General features: G+C 62.9%; 13 protein-coding genes. 4 read left to right on the forward strand and 9 right to left on the reverse strand.

Annotated elements, in window-relative coordinates; genetic code table 11:
• From VF515_17630 to VF515_17665, 8 genes are all read right to left on the reverse strand, one after another.
• On the reverse strand, positions 1-186 hold a 186-nt coding region (locus VF515_17630), incomplete at its 3' end, for a DUF5131 family protein (GenBank protein HEX7409453.1).
• Between the two features lie 93 nt (positions 187-279).
• Entirely contained in the window at positions 280-672 is a 393-nt protein-coding gene (locus tag VF515_17635; GenBank protein ID HEX7409454.1) for a DUF488 family protein, read from the reverse strand.
• A gap of 8 nt (positions 673-680) precedes the next feature.
• Positions 681-2,021: a restriction endonuclease subunit S gene (locus VF515_17640; protein ID HEX7409455.1), complete on the reverse strand. Its 1,341-nt coding sequence runs from the start codon at positions 2,019-2,021 to the stop codon at positions 681-683.
• A 405-nt stretch (positions 2,022-2,426) separates the two neighbouring features.
• Positions 2,427-4,499, reverse strand: a complete 2,073-nt coding sequence (locus tag VF515_17645; GenBank protein ID HEX7409456.1) for a type I restriction-modification enzyme R subunit C-terminal domain-containing protein — start codon at positions 4,497-4,499, stop codon at positions 2,427-2,429.
• Positions 4,500-4,795: 296 nt separating this feature from the next.
• A complete protein-coding gene (locus VF515_17650; protein ID HEX7409457.1) occupies positions 4,796-5,299 on the reverse strand; it encodes a hypothetical protein in 504 nt (167 codons plus the stop codon).
• Between the two features lie 486 nt (positions 5,300-5,785).
• Positions 5,786-6,472, reverse strand: coding sequence for a bifunctional 4-hydroxy-2-oxoglutarate aldolase/2-dehydro-3-deoxy-phosphogluconate aldolase (gene eda / locus VF515_17655; GenBank protein ID HEX7409458.1), 687 nt, complete (start codon positions 6,470-6,472; stop codon positions 5,786-5,788).
• 24 nt (positions 6,473-6,496) lie between these two features.
• Positions 6,497-6,976 (reverse strand): dual specificity protein phosphatase family protein, encoded by a 480-nt coding sequence (locus VF515_17660; GenBank protein HEX7409459.1) that lies wholly within the window; start codon positions 6,974-6,976, stop codon positions 6,497-6,499.
• 17 nt (positions 6,977-6,993) lie between these two features.
• Complete coding sequence (locus VF515_17665) at positions 6,994-7,206, reverse strand: sulfurtransferase TusA family protein (GenBank protein HEX7409460.1); 213 nt, start codon at positions 7,204-7,206, stop codon at positions 6,994-6,996.
• A 201-nt stretch (positions 7,207-7,407) separates the two neighbouring features.
• Here VF515_17665 and VF515_17670 point away from each other — a divergent pair, with 201 nt between their 5' ends.
• On the forward strand, positions 7,408-9,411 hold the full coding sequence (locus tag VF515_17670) for an ATP-dependent helicase (GenBank protein ID HEX7409461.1): 2,004 nt from the start codon (positions 7,408-7,410) through the stop codon (positions 9,409-9,411).
• Positions 9,412-9,759: 348 nt separating this feature from the next.
• Here the strand turns inward: VF515_17670 and VF515_17675 are convergent, their stop codons facing one another.
• Positions 9,760-11,190 (reverse strand): glycosyltransferase, encoded by a 1,431-nt coding sequence (locus tag VF515_17675; protein HEX7409462.1) that lies wholly within the window; start codon positions 11,188-11,190, stop codon positions 9,760-9,762.
• A gap of 257 nt (positions 11,191-11,447) precedes the next feature.
• On the opposite strand from VF515_17675, the gene VF515_17680 reads away from it, so the two are divergent.
• The 3 genes from VF515_17680 to VF515_17690 all read left to right on the forward strand — a co-directional run bounded on the left by VF515_17680 (position 11,448) and on the right by VF515_17690 (position 13,313).
• Positions 11,448-12,074 (forward strand): hypothetical protein, encoded by a 627-nt coding sequence (locus tag VF515_17680; protein ID HEX7409463.1) that lies wholly within the window; start codon positions 11,448-11,450, stop codon positions 12,072-12,074.
• A gap of 287 nt (positions 12,075-12,361) precedes the next feature.
• Positions 12,362-12,841, forward strand: a complete 480-nt coding sequence (locus VF515_17685) for a hypothetical protein (protein HEX7409464.1) — start codon at positions 12,362-12,364, stop codon at positions 12,839-12,841.
• Between the two features lie 13 nt (positions 12,842-12,854).
• Positions 12,855-13,313 carry a DUF3237 domain-containing protein gene (locus VF515_17690; GenBank protein ID HEX7409465.1) on the forward strand — a complete coding sequence of 153 codons (459 nt, stop codon included), beginning with the start codon at positions 12,855-12,857 and terminating at the stop codon, positions 13,311-13,313.
• The last annotated feature ends 171 nt before the right edge of the window (positions 13,314-13,484 follow it).

Raw genomic sequence — 13,484 nt, forward strand, 5'->3', positions numbered from 1 at the left:
AATGTCGAGCTTCTCCGGAACAAGGCGGAGATCGAATCCTTGCTCAAACGGATGGCCCGGCACCCCGCGGAAGCGCTCGGCGAAAGTCTCGGCGTAGCAGTGCTTGCAGCCCGGACTGACTTTCACGCAGCCGCGCACGGGATTCCATGTGGCGTCGGTCCACTCGATGCTGCTGCGGTCACTCATTGCCATCCGACCCTAGGCGAAGATACAGCGAAACCAAGTCGGAGTGCAAGCGTAGCGTGGCGCCGCACTCGGCAACGAGCGCCGCCGCCGAGGTCATACGCGTCCACTCGCAATAACGCGCTTCAAAAGGTGCCGGTGGCAGTGCGCCTGGTCCTCAGCACAATGACAGAGCAGTGTCACGGTTCCTCTTCGGGCCAGGTGCTTGATCAGGCGAAGCGTAAACTTCTGGCCGTGATTCTTGATGGTTCGATTGCCCTTGTCCACCGCGCCGGCTGTAAACAGCTCTGCTTTGTAGCGACGCGCGAACTCGCTCCAGTTGATCCTGCCTTCTTGAAATGCGCGCAGGAGGGATTCACTGGGTCCAAGGTTCGCCATCCACACGTGGTAGCGGCTGGTGGGCATACCGCGTCCGCGGAAGCGAGTCGCAAGAATCCGCACGCCGTCACTCTGACGGATGGGCGAGTAAACCGATTTCGTCTGCAGCATAGCCTCCCTCACTGATGGCCGTGCCTGAGAGCAGGCGCGGCGCGGGTTGAGTTCCGCCGGGTGGGTGCTCGGCGAGAGCCTCGCCCTCCCGAATTGCCGGACGTCGCCAACGCCCGCTCCGCTCGAATCCGTTCCAGCAGCACGCTGGCGGGCTCGTCGTTCGGGTCTTGCGGGACGAGTTTGCCTTCGAAGGCGCGCTTGAGGATCGCCTGGCGCAGCCGCTCGGCGCGCTTCAGGTTGGCGTCGACGACGGCCTCGAGTTCGTCGATTACGGAGAGCCGGCGCTCGACCTCGGCGACGATGCGGTGCTGCTCGGGGAGAGGTGGCAACGCAAGGGGAATCTGTTTCAGGATTGAGAGATTGAGGATCTCCATCGTTCCGCCGTGGGCGGCAAGTTTGAAGAATTGCCTTGTACCTGGACTCTCAAGCAAGATCTTGATGAATCTAGGATTAACACCCGACCGATTCAGGGTGGCCTTGAGTAGGCGCGGATTGATGATTCCTGGCGCTATGTTCTCGGGCAGAATGAGTACTCGCCCCGCAGTCCCGACAAGGCTGATAAGTAGATCGGCGGGCTGGACGCGGCAACTCTCCAGCTGCCGGTAGCGCGCTTCGTCAATATAGTAGTCCCCGAAGAACGCATCGCCTCGGATCACCTGCTCTTGCCCATAAATCTTGTAGCCTCTCGGGACGTACACTGACTTCTTAAGGGAGCTGCCGAAAGGACCAGCTTTGAGAGCGTGTGGAACTCCCTCAGAAAGCTCCTCCAAACCTGCCCAGGACCATCCCGCCGCGGCTCTAGCCCCATTTGGCGGCTCGGGTTTTTCAGGCTGTCTATACTTCGCCTTCCACTTCTCGTCCTTCGGCACCATGGCCTTCGCCTGCATCTTGGCGAGCTGGTCGGCTTCCCAGCGGGCGCGGCGTTCTTTGAGGATGCGGGCGAGGAGTTGGTCGGCGGGTTCGTAGGTGCGGCCCTCGCGTCGGGCTAGTTCGGCCTCGGTGGGCACCAGACGTCCCTCGCAGGCGGCCTTGAGCGCGGCGGCGCGGTAGCGCTTCAGGTTTGCCCGCACCCGCTCCAGCGCCGCCACCGCCGCGTCGAGGCGGGTGAAGTGCTTCTCGATCTCGGCGACGATGCGGTGCTGCTCGGCCTCCGGCGGCAGCAGCATCTCATGATCAAGAATATGGCTTTTCGACAACCCTGGGATATCGCCAGCGGCTTTGGCCGCGACCTTGCCAATTGTGAAGCGGAGCGCGTGCTCCATGAACCGCGTTGAAAGAGCGCGATGAGGTTCATACGCGTAGATGTCGCGGCCGATGGCGCAGGGGACTCCAGGGAAGATGGTACCCACCCCTGCGCCTTTGACCGTCACAAAGATGCATTCTGCGGGCACGACTCTCCGAGGCTCAGTGGTCCATTTGTCCATGCGAACCACGAAGCCATCCCACTGGTCGGGGCCTGTCACATACGGAGTTCCCTCACCGCGCTCGTTTACGGCGACAGAAGGGGGTGACTGACCGCAGTGCAGAGAACCAACTTCCTCTAGGCGAGTTGATGCCCATGATACGGGCGAATAACCGTCAACCATATCAGAAAAAACCGGCACCGACGGTTCGCTCATGCCACGAACGCCTCGTTCATCTCATCACCACGCACGCAGAGAAACCTCTCCCCTAACCCCTCTCCGACGCGGAGAGGGGAACTCGGAATTCCCCCTTCCCGTGCCGGGAAGGGGGCCAGGGGGTTAGGTTTCTCCTCATGCCGTCACCACCTCATTCAACTCATCCAGCAAGCCGCGCAAGTCCGCACCGAACACATGCACCGCCTTCCCAGCGCCGCCGCGTTGCGCGAAGGGCGTGTAATCGAAGTCGTCCATCTCGATGCGCAGGCTGCCGGCAATGTGGTCCTTGATCAACGCCAGCCACTGGCGCTGCTCGTCGGTGAAGCGGCGGCCATGCGTCTCCTGCTGCGCTACCCAGTTCTCGAAGCGTTGCTCGACCTGGTCGGCGTAGGGCACCAGTTCGCTCTCCTGATGCAGGGCGAAGCGGACCAGCGATACGATATCGCTGAGGAGCTGGCCGCCGGGGCCGCGCACCTTCGTGCGGTCAAGGGTCTCGTACGCTTTCCACAGGCGCTCCGGAGTCCACTGCCGCGGCGGCGCCTGGATCGCTTCCGCCAGCGCTTTGATGTCGGCGAAGCGCAGGCGCTTGGCGTAGGGCTGGCTGTAGAGCACTTGCAGCGCCGTGATCTCGTCCTTGTGCTGGCGGATGAACTGCTCGAACGATTCGACCAGACCTTTCGCCTTCTCCTTCGCCGACGCCGAGAACGCCGCTTCGATGACCTGGTCCTTGCTGAGGGTGTCGATGGTTTGCTCGAACTGTTGCTTCATGAAGCAGAGCTGCTGGCGCAGCGCGGGGTTTGTGGCGATTGGTTTGACGGCCTCTTGCACTAGCCGCTCGGTGGCTTGCCGCACTTGCTCCGGAGTCGGCTCGGCTTCTTTGGGCAGTCCGGCGGCCGCGCGCGCGGCTTCGACCAGCTGGTCGGGATCAATCGCCTGCACGAGGCGGCTGGCCAGATCCTTCAGCGTCAACCCGCCTGCGGTCTTCGCCAGCGCGTCGCGTTCAGGCTTCCCAAGCCGGCAGTCGAGCCGAGCCAGCCGCCCCGCGAGCGAGGAGAGGATATCCGGATCGGTGCTGCCAAACGCGACGGCTTGGAGCAGCTTCTCGAACGGTACGGTGGGATTGCGCTCCAACGGCTTCGAGTCGGTCAGCTCCTGCTCGCACACGCCGACGCAGTCGACGATCATGAAATGAGTCTTGGCCTTGGCGTCGGGCGTCACCGCTTGCAGGTCGGTCGGAGTGATGACGCGCACGCCGCGGCCCTTCATTTGCTCGAAGAAGTTGCGGCTCCTCACGGCGCGCATGAACATGACGACTTCGAGCGGGCGGATGTCGGTGCCGGTGGCGATCATGTCGACGGTGACGACGATGCGCGGGTTGTAACTGTTGCGGAACGACGACAGGAGATCCTCCGGCTTTACGCCGCTCGATTTGTAGGTGATCTCCTCGATCTCGCGGCCGTCGGGGCCGATCGTCTTCGTTACCACGCGCGCCGTGCCGGTCTTGTAGGTGATCTTTCGGCAGAAATCGTTGCCCTTCCCAAACTCCTCGCGGACGATCTGCACGATGTCGTCGGCGTGGCTGTCGTCCTTGGCGTAAATCAACGTCTTCGGCACCTCAGTGCGCCCCGGAAAGATTTCTGTGAGTAGCCTGTCCCTGAAAGTGCGGATGATGGTGCGGATCTGGTCGACGGCGACCACGGTCCGGTCAAGGGCGTCGGCGTCGTACTGCAGATCCTCATCCAGCTTTTCCCAGCGCACCCGGCGCGTCTCGCGCTCGCGCTTGTCGACGAACAGGCCCGCGTCGACCTTCGAGCCTTGGTGCGTGATCTGCGCACGGTCGACGAGAAAGAGCACCCGGCGGGCATCGGTGAACTTGATGAGGCGATAGATTGATGTGATCGCCGTGAAGGTCTTGCCGCTACCCGTGGCCATCTGGATGAGGGCGCGGGGCCGGTCATCGGCGAGCGATGTCTCGAGATTCCTCACCGCCCGGACCTGCGCCGGCCAGAGACCAATCGTGATGAGAGGCGGCAAGCGTTGGATGCACGATCGCAAGGTCAGGAGCTTGCGGCCTGTTGCTGCCGCGTCTGCAGCAGCATCGAGGGGGACATCCGACTTATCTTGCTCGATGCCGGTGAGCCACGCCGCAAGTGTTTCGGGTCGATGGACACGGCGCGAGTTGTAGGAGCTTGGGACGAACCTTGTCAACGACAACTGCGTGGCGAAAGAGTATCGGCCCCGAACCGGCAGAACCGGCGGGTCTCTGTGTGCGATCAGCTTTTTGGGGAAGAGGAAGGGCAGGAGGAGAGGAGCCGCCTAAGGGGGGGGGCGGCGGCTCCTCTCCGGAGAAGTCTGGAGACCTAATCAGGAACGAGCTGGCCAGAGGCGCACGCGCATGGTCCGCGCCGCATTGCCCTTCACTGGCGTGATGCGACGGCCGGCGCTGAGTCCTGATGCCGTGGACCGGTGGATCACAATCTTCGCCAGACCAGTGGGCAAGCCGGTCAGGGAAACTCTGCCGTTGCCGGTGGCGTGAAAATGCAGCACCTTCTTGATCGTCCGGCGTCCAGCGGCGGCGCCGCCGCCCGCTCCCGGGTCGTATTCTGTACCGGGACGGTATCGGTGACATCGACCGAGACGTCATTGACCGGGTTGCCATTGCTGTCGACGTCATCGACTTGTTGCCCGTTCGAGTCGTCCACTTCGATCTCCACTTCGATCTGTACCTGGTTGCTGAAGTTCTTCAGCTCCAAGCCGGTGGCGACGAACGGCGAGGTGTTGGACGCGAGCTGCACGGCGACGAACTGCGCGACGATCAGCTGGGTGAAGTCGATCGGCTGCGTGTTCTGGCCGCTGTCATCGGCGCCATCCAAGTTCGCCCCACTGACATCCACGGTGAGGCCGAGAAGGGTGATGGTTTGCGCAGTGGCGTCGATGTTTTGGATGGGGGCCTGGATCTTGATCTCCTGGCTGCCATTGCCGCCGCCGCTATGGCGGTGGCTGCCCACGGCGGCCGCTAAACGAAGACAACGCGTTTCAAATGTTCTCCTCCTCAAATGTGGTGGTGGCAGCGGCGATATTGGGGAGGCGTGCGGGGATGATGTTCTTCATCCCCGCACGCCGGGGGGACGGCTACGGACAACGGCTCTCGCAGGTTCTGTTGGCCTAGCCGTCGGGCACGCTGATGCAATGTTCATCGCTCTGCTGTTCCGGAGTGGAGCCATCTCGTCGATCTGAAGCTCTCTAATCTGTGTCGCGAAGGTACATACGCAAAGGTCTTGCCAACCGGACCCAAAAGGCTTTTCCGTTGTTCAGCGGCAGGAACCTACCCCAGATCGAGTCTGTTGCGGCTTGAGAGCGCAACTTCTTGCAGGCTCGACCCGGGCGGCTGAAAAAAACTGCAGATCGGCGAGCTGAGTCGGTTCTCAGCGTTGCCGGGGGCGGCTGGGCTCGCTTAGCGAGCGGTGGTAGGTACCGACGCGATCAATGCCGCTTCAGCCGTGCGTTGGCTGGTCCCGGCAGGCGTTGGCGGCCCGTGCGGAACGAACGGCGGCGAGGAGCGCACTGGCGTTGGCGCCGACCGCGTCTGGTTCGCCCTGGCGGGATGGACGCCTGGCCAGGAGGTCTCCGCCGACGCCTACTGCCGCAACTCCGGCTTTGATGAACTCCGGGATGCTCTCCAGCGTGATTCCCCCGGTCGGGATGAAATGAATCTGAGGAAAGGGGCCCTTCAACGCCCGGATGTACTGCGCACCGCCAACCGGGCCGCAGGGAAAGATTTTGATCATGTCGGCGCCGCCGTGCCATGCCGTCACCACTTCGGTGGGGGTCAGGGCACCTGGTATGGACACCTTGCCGCATTGAAGGGTGGCATCGACCACCCGGGCATCGAAGTTCGGGGCGACGATGAATTCAGCCCCGGCGGAGATCGCCGCCCGGCAGGTGTCGGCGTCCAGAATCGTTCCGGCACCGGGCAGCACGTCGTCGCCGTATTGTGTGGCGATCCGTTCGATGACCTCGATGGCATTCGGTACGCCCATGGTGATCTCGACGATACCAATGCCGGCGGCGACGATGGCCTGCGCCGCGCGCCAAGCATCTTCCGCCGAGACCGTCCGAATGATGGGTACCAGCCCCACGTCGCCGATCCGTGCCAGTGCCGTCTGTTTCGACCAGGTCATGCTCGTCAGCGTCGTGGCCGAAAGCTACCGGGTGCCATAGCGTACCTGCAGAAGCTGCATGTAGGGCACGCAGTGGCGGCGGTTCTTGACCAGATCGCGCGCCGCATCCAGCGTCAAGCCGTGCTCTGCGTGCAGGTAGGCGATGGCGACGGTTGGGGCACGGTTCATTCCCGCGTTGCAGTGCAGGTACACACGGTTGCCGCGGCGCAAGAGGTCGCCGAGCAGGGTGACGATCTGATCGAGGAGCCCGGCAAAGGTTTCCGCGTCGCAATCGGGCACCGGCACGCGATGGAACTCCAGGCCGTGCCCGCGATAAGTTTGTTCGAGTTCGTGCAAGTCCAGCCCTTTGGAGGCCAGGTCGAAGTCATCCTGGAGGCTGAACACGGCGGTGACGTGATGCGCAGTGCGCAGCCAGTCCGCGTCCTCCACAGCCGGGTATTCGCCGACCAGGAGGTTCGGAAGGATGATGGCGAGTTCCGGACGTCCCCAACGTGTCAGGGTCATGCGCCGCAGCCCGGAACTCATTTGTGGATCACGATGCGCCACTCTGCCGAGCGCTGTTCCACATCGATGACGGCGTAGCCCTCCGCCTCGGCGGCGCGCGGGATGTCACGTGCCCCTTTGGGGTCATCGAGAAGCAATTCGACCTCGGCACCCGGCGGCTGCTCTTCGAGGTGCAGTTTCGCTTTGGCCCAGCTCAGCGGGCAGCGGATGCCGCGAAGATCAAGAGACATGCGACAGTCCTGAGTCCTGAGTCCTGGGTCCTGAGTTGCACAGCGTCCGGCGTGCGCGGCGCGGCGCTTTGTGCGCTCGCACGTGCTTGCTATAGTTACCTCTGCCCATGATCCTCAAAGCGACCGGATGTATGCCTGTAGCGCTGCCAGCCAATCTTAGCAAATCGGTGCGTGTGCGCTAGCGCCGGCGCGAGAGTTGACGTGCAATCTGACTCCGACAAGTACGTTCTGCGCCGCGGCGCGCCGGTGCGGCGGGAAGAACACTTTCGCATCAATTACCGCGAGGAGCTGAATGCCGCGCAGTTCGAGGCGGTGGTCACGACCGAAGGCCCGATTCTGGTGGTCGCCGGTGCCGGGACAGGCAAGACCCGGACATTGGTCTTCCGCGTGGCGCGGCTGGTGGAGATGGGAATCGATCCAGCCAACATCTTGCTGCTCACCTTCACGCGCAAGGCGTCTGCCGAGATGCTCAGGCGCGCCAGCGCGTTGTTGGATGGCCGTTGCGATCGGGTCGGAGGCGGCACGTTCCATTCGTTCGCCAACACGGTCCTCCGCCGCTACGGCAGCGTGCTGGGCTTGAACGCCAACTTCACCATCCTCGACCGGACGGACAGCGAGGACGTCATCAACCTCCTGAGAGCAGGCCTCGGCTTTGACAAGAAGGAGAAGCGCTTCCCGCGCAAGCAGGCGATCGGGGAGATGTTCAGCATGGCCATCAACAAATCGGTGCCGTTACCACAGCTCTTGGAGGAGCAGTACGGCCACCTGGTGGACCATCTGCCGGACTTGCTGGAGTTGCAGGCTCGCTACGTGGCGTACAAGAGCGAGCGGCACCTGCTGAACTACGATGATCTGCTGACGAAACTGCGGGACGTCCTGAGCCTGCACGCAGACGTGCGCCAACGCCTGTCGCAGCGCTACCGCTACGTCATGGTGGATGAATATCAGGACACCAATGCCTTGCAGGCCGAGATCGTGCGGCTCCTGGCGGCAGAGCATGACAACGTCATGGCGGTCGGGGACGACGCCCAGAGCATCTACTCGTTTCGCGGGGCCAACTTCCGCAACATCATGGACTTCCCGAAGCTCTTCCCCGATACGCGCGTCATTGCCCTGGAACAAAACTACCGCAGCACGCAACCGATCCTCGATCTCACCAACGCCATCATCGCTCGGGCGCAGGAGCGCTACACCAAGAACCTGTTCACTTCGAAAGGGAGCGGCCCGTCGCCCGTCCTGGTCGCGGCGGAGAACGAGCAATTTCAATCCCGTTTCATCTGCCAGCGAATCCTGGAGCTACGCGAGGAAGGGGTGCCCCTGAACGAGATGGCGGTGTTGTTCCGGTCGAGCTTCCACTCGTTCGATCTGGAAATCGAGCTGTCCCGGCACGATATCCCGTTCGTCAAACGCGGCGGCTTCAGGTTCATCGAGACCGCCCATGTCAAGGATGTCTTGGCGCACCTGCGCATCATGGCGAATCCCGGCGATGCCGTCTCGTGGCACCGGGTGCTGCTGCTGCTCGAAGGCGTGGGGCCGCGCACCAGTGAAGAGATCATCCGGTGGATTGCGAGCGAAGGGGAGCCGCGCGCTCGGCTCGAGACCTTCCCGCGGCGCACGCTGGCGACCGACTTGCGGGCGCTGGCGAACCTCGTCGGCCGCTTGCGCGACCTCCGCTCCGGGCCCGGCGAACAGGTCGACGAAGTCCTGCGCTACTACGAGCCCATTCTCAAACGTGTCCACCGCGAAGACTATCCCAAGCGCCGCAAGGATCTGGAGCACTTTGCGACCATTGCCGCACGCTACAGCGAGCTGGAAACGCTGTTGACGGACATGGCCCTCGAGCCGCCCAGCGATAGCGTGGCTGACGTCTTGGCGGTGGATCCGGACGAGGGCCTGCTGACGCTGTCGACCATCCATTCCGCCAAAGGGCTGGAGTGGCACTCTGTGTTCGTCATTTGGGCCGCCGAGGGAAAGTTCCCATCCGAGTACAACCTGCACGACGAAGAGGAAGTGGAGGAGGAGCGCCGGCTGATGTACGTCGCCACCACACGCGCCAAGGAGCAACTGTACATCACGTATCCCATCAGCATCTACGATCGCGGTGTCGGGTTCGTCATGGGTAAGCCATCCCGCTTTATCGAAGATCTCCCGCACGAGCTGCTGCGACCCGTGACGCTGGTGGAGGAAGCGGATTGGGAGGGGTGACGGGTCCTGCGGGTTCCCTGCGCTCAGGTACTGCGCGGCCCTCTGGCGCGCGGCCCTGCCAAGCGGCGATGCGTTCGAAGCCTTCCCGGTGTCGTGTGCGCGGCACTACGAATGTCATTTGCCGTGGACAGGTCAGGCGCCGTACGCACCCAATTTTGAGGAGGGACCCACTGAGCACGAAGCTTGCTCATGTCTCTGTGGGTGATGATTAGCGTCGACTCGACTCAGCGCGACTGGATAATTGGCTGGGGGTTCCGGCTTGGATTTGCACTAGTTGTGGTGCTCAGCCTGCTCATCGTTTTCCGACCCGGCTGATGCGCCTTCTTCAGGTGCCACCGGGGAATCGACCTAGCCGGGGCGCCGACCGACTGCCAGCAACGAGAGCCCGACGGGACAATTGATGTGATCTTCCAGCCGGAGCACGGGTACCAGCAGGTCATTGATGCGTGCTTGGAGGCCGGGGACTGTGCGGCGGCGGAGAAGGCGCGCGTTGACGTACCAGCCAAGTGCGCCGATGATGTTGAAGGCGGACAGGTGTTCGACGATGAAGCCCGTCGCTTCGAGTTTGCGGTGAAGCTCTCTGCGTTCGTAGCGGCGATGATGCCCGATGGCGCGGTCGATTTCGCCAAAGAGGCTGCTGAGACCCGGGACGATCAGCACCAGCCGGCCCTGCGGTGCGAGGATATCGTAAATCCGGCGTAACGCGACCAGATCGTCCTCGATATGTTCCAGCACGTTGAGGCACAGGACCGTGTCGAAGCCCGTGCCCACGTCATCGGAAACCTGGTCCGCGGCCAAATCGAGCTGGCAGACACGGACGTGCGGAAGATGTTCAAAGCCGTTGCGCAGCTGGGCGAGATAGGTGGGATCGATGTCGGTGGCAACGACGACTTCGCGGGAGGATAAAAACCGGGTCATGTTTCCGATGCCCGACCCGACTTCGAGCACCCGCATGCCCACGTACGGCGCCACCTTGCTCCACAGCCACGCGTTGTAACGGTGCAAGCCGGCCATCCGCTTGAGGGTCTTCTGACCGGGCTGGGTGTTCACGTCATCAATGATGGCGTACTTCACGATTGTCCACACCGCCGTGATACCGTCGCGCCAGCCGATTTTCTTGCCTTCGAGGTAGCTGCGGCCGGCGTACGAGATCGGTACTTCGTAGATGCGGGCGCGCATGCGCGCGAACTTGGCGGTCAGTTCAGGCTCGATTCCGAAACGGCGGGAGCGTAGCGGTATGCTCTGCGCCAATTCGGTGCGGAATGCTTTGTAGCAGGTCTCCATGTCCGTCAGGTTGAGATTGGTGAACATGTTGGACAAGAGGGTGAGGAAGTGGTTGCCGACGGCGTGCCAGAAGAGCAGGACTCGGCGGGGCGATCCGGTGAAGCGTGAACCGTAGACGACATCGGCCTTGCCATCGAGAATGGGCTGGATCAGCGTAGGATACTCTGCGGGATCGTACTCGAGGTCGGCATCCTGAATGATGGTGATGTCACCGGTGGCCGCGGCGATGCCATCCGCAACCGAGGCGCCTTTCCCCTGGTTGTGCCGATGGATGATCAACCGCAGCTCGTTCGTGACGTTGGCATCGGTCGTTCGAGTGATCCGATCGCCGGTGGCTGCCAAGCCGATCTTGGCAAGCTCTACCGGCGTTCCGTCGGTGGAGGCATCGTCGACGATGATGATTTCCTTGTCCAGCGGCACCGCGCACACACGCCGGATGATCTCGGTGACGGTGGTGCGTTCGTTGAACGCGGGAATGATGACGGTTAGCTTCACGAGTCGCTGACGTGCTGGTTCCGGAAGGCCACTCCGTATCTCGCCTGGCAACCCGTGCGCGGCTCAATCCTGCGGGTGTGGTTCCCGGGGCTGTGCTGGGGGCGTCTGCTGAACTCTGCCGTCACCATGCCACCGGTGATGCCAGAGTCGGGAGCGCGTCGCAAGCGTGCCGCCTTCCATCCGATCCATCGGCACTCGGCTGCAACGTACCCGCAGGGCTGTTGCTGGAGCGGGCGACGAACGGTATGAACGGGCCCGTGTATTGGCGTGCTTGGATCTACGGTATGGCGCTGGCGCTGGGCGCGATCTCAGCGTGCCAGTCGTTTCCTCCGGCATTGACCGGGGTGACGATTGTTCCATCTAACGCGGAGGGTGAGCCATACGGCGAGGCGATGTGGCGAACACGCCGGCAGCCGCCGATTCCATTGATCGGGTTGAGGCCGGGCACGGATCCGAGCGAAAGTGCGCCGTTGCTGAATCAGTCGAATGGAGAAATCGCGGTGACACTGGCAGGGGGTATCCAGAATTTCGTTCTCTACACCACAGCAGAGGAGACCGCGTCGCCTTTCGTGATTGCGCTCTTTCTCGATCACGAATCGACGCCGGCACTTTCGGGCGTGGTGGACAGCGACCTCGCACGGCCTGTCGTGGCAAGTCGGGCACGCAGCGCCATGGGGCTTGATGGGGAAGCCGTGGTGAACCGCTCGTCGGTGTCGGTGGTGCGTGGAGGTTACCGGGTTTCATTGCGGCGCGCGGCCTTTCGGCTGCCTGTCAGCGGGATCGACGCGGTCGGACCATGGGGGCTCCGGCCGGATCAGGTCAGCGATGCGGTGGGGATGGTGACCATCGAGGTTGAGCCGGCGCCGAATGACGGGAACAGTTGAGCGGGGAGGTCTGTCTGCCGATTGCTGCGACGGCGGCTGAATTGTGGTTCGGCGAGATGCGTTTTGCTTTCCTTCGCGCAACATGCGAAGTACAGTGCATGTCCGAGTCCTAAGGCCGTGCGGTTCGGATCGTGCCGAACAGGCGCTGGCGAAGCCAGTGGCCCGAAAGCGGGCTCAACGGTTAGTGTCCAGGCAAGCTGAAAAAGGGCACCTCGTTGCCCCGCTACCTGGTACGGCTCTTGCGTTGCGGACGCGTTGAGAGCGTGGACACTGAGAAGAAGGAGTTGATGATGGCCACCACCCGTCAGGGCGTCTCGGGTGATTTCATGGCGCCTGACAGTGCCTTCGCCGCGGAACGCGGAGGTGCCGACACAGACGAGCAGGGGATCGCAGAGAGTTGGCAAGCGAGTTCTCAATATGGCGCTGCGGCGACCTCGGCTCCCGGAGGAGGGTCACGCCGGAAGCGGCGCCGCCAGCGCTCACAGCGGGGCAAACGACCGGTATTTTCCCCAGTCCGGAGTCACCATGGCGAAGGCGTAAGTCGAGAGCGGATTTTCCAGGAACTGGAAGGCCTGCTGCGGCAGATTCGAGAAGAGGCGGAGGAATTTTCCGGCATCGCCGAGGAGCAGATCAACGAAGTCGCGCGCATGGTCAGCACCTTCACCAAGGCCCTGGAAGAGCTATCCGATCCAATCTCAGAGCGGCTGCGCAGCGAGTATCAGCGCATTCGCGAAAAGCTCGTTCACATGTTGCGCAGCGAGCTGTAGGTCCGGGGAGTCCATGGGACCGAGGCTCGAGTTGTTGATGGAATACCACGCCACGCTGAAGACTCCAGTCGAGGTCGGCCCCGGGCCGTTCGGCATGCGGCAGATCTTCGACGTGACCGGCGGTGGATTCCACGGGCCGCGCCTGCGCGGGCGCATCCTGCCCAGTGGCGCGGATTGGCTGTTGATCGGCCCCGATGGGGTCGGGCGCCTCGATGTTCGCGCCACCCTCGAGACCGATGATGGCGCCCTGATCTATCTGAGCTACTTCGGCATCCTGCACTTGGATGAGGGCGCGATGCAGACGGTTACCGGCGGCGGCAGCAGCGAGTATGGAGAGCTGTATTTCTTTACGCAGCCGCGCTTCGAAAGCGGTGATCCGCGTTACGGAGCCTGGCTGAACCGCATCTTCGCGATCGCCCAAGGGAAGCTCGGCCCGTCGCGGGTCGACTACCCAATCTACCAGGTCGGTTGATTTCCTGCACCGCAGTCGCAAGGCTGTCGCCCCCCTGGAACCCCGAGCCTCCGGCCGGCTACGACGCTGGCGACGGCCCGTGGATTTCGTCGACCGCTCCGGTGGCTGGGTCGTACAAGACGTGGCCGATGTGGTCACGCGTGAAGACGCGCTGGCCATCGACGTACAGCG

Source organism: Candidatus Binatia bacterium, from assembly GCA_036382395.1.
Classification (GTDB): Bacteria; Desulfobacterota; Binatia; order HRBIN30; family HRBIN30; genus JAGDMS01.

Coding starts and splice junctions, on each gene's coding strand:
- VF515_17635 (HEX7409454.1), bottom strand. CDS start 672: ATGCTGCAGACGAAATCGGTTTACTCGCCCATCCGTCAGAGTGACGGC.
- eda (HEX7409458.1), bottom strand. CDS start 6,472: ATGACCTGGTCGAAACAGACGGCACTGGCACGGATCGGCGACGTGGGG.
- VF515_17660 (HEX7409459.1), bottom strand. CDS start 6,976: ATGACCCTGACACGTTGGGGACGTCCGGAACTCGCCATCATCCTTCCG.
- VF515_17665 (HEX7409460.1), bottom strand. CDS start 7,206: ATGTCTCTTGATCTTCGCGGCATCCGCTGCCCGCTGAGCTGGGCCAAA.
- VF515_17685 (HEX7409464.1), top strand. CDS start 12,362: ATGATGGCCACCACCCGTCAGGGCGTCTCGGGTGATTTCATGGCGCCT.
- VF515_17690 (HEX7409465.1), top strand. CDS start 12,855: ATGGGACCGAGGCTCGAGTTGTTGATGGAATACCACGCCACGCTGAAG.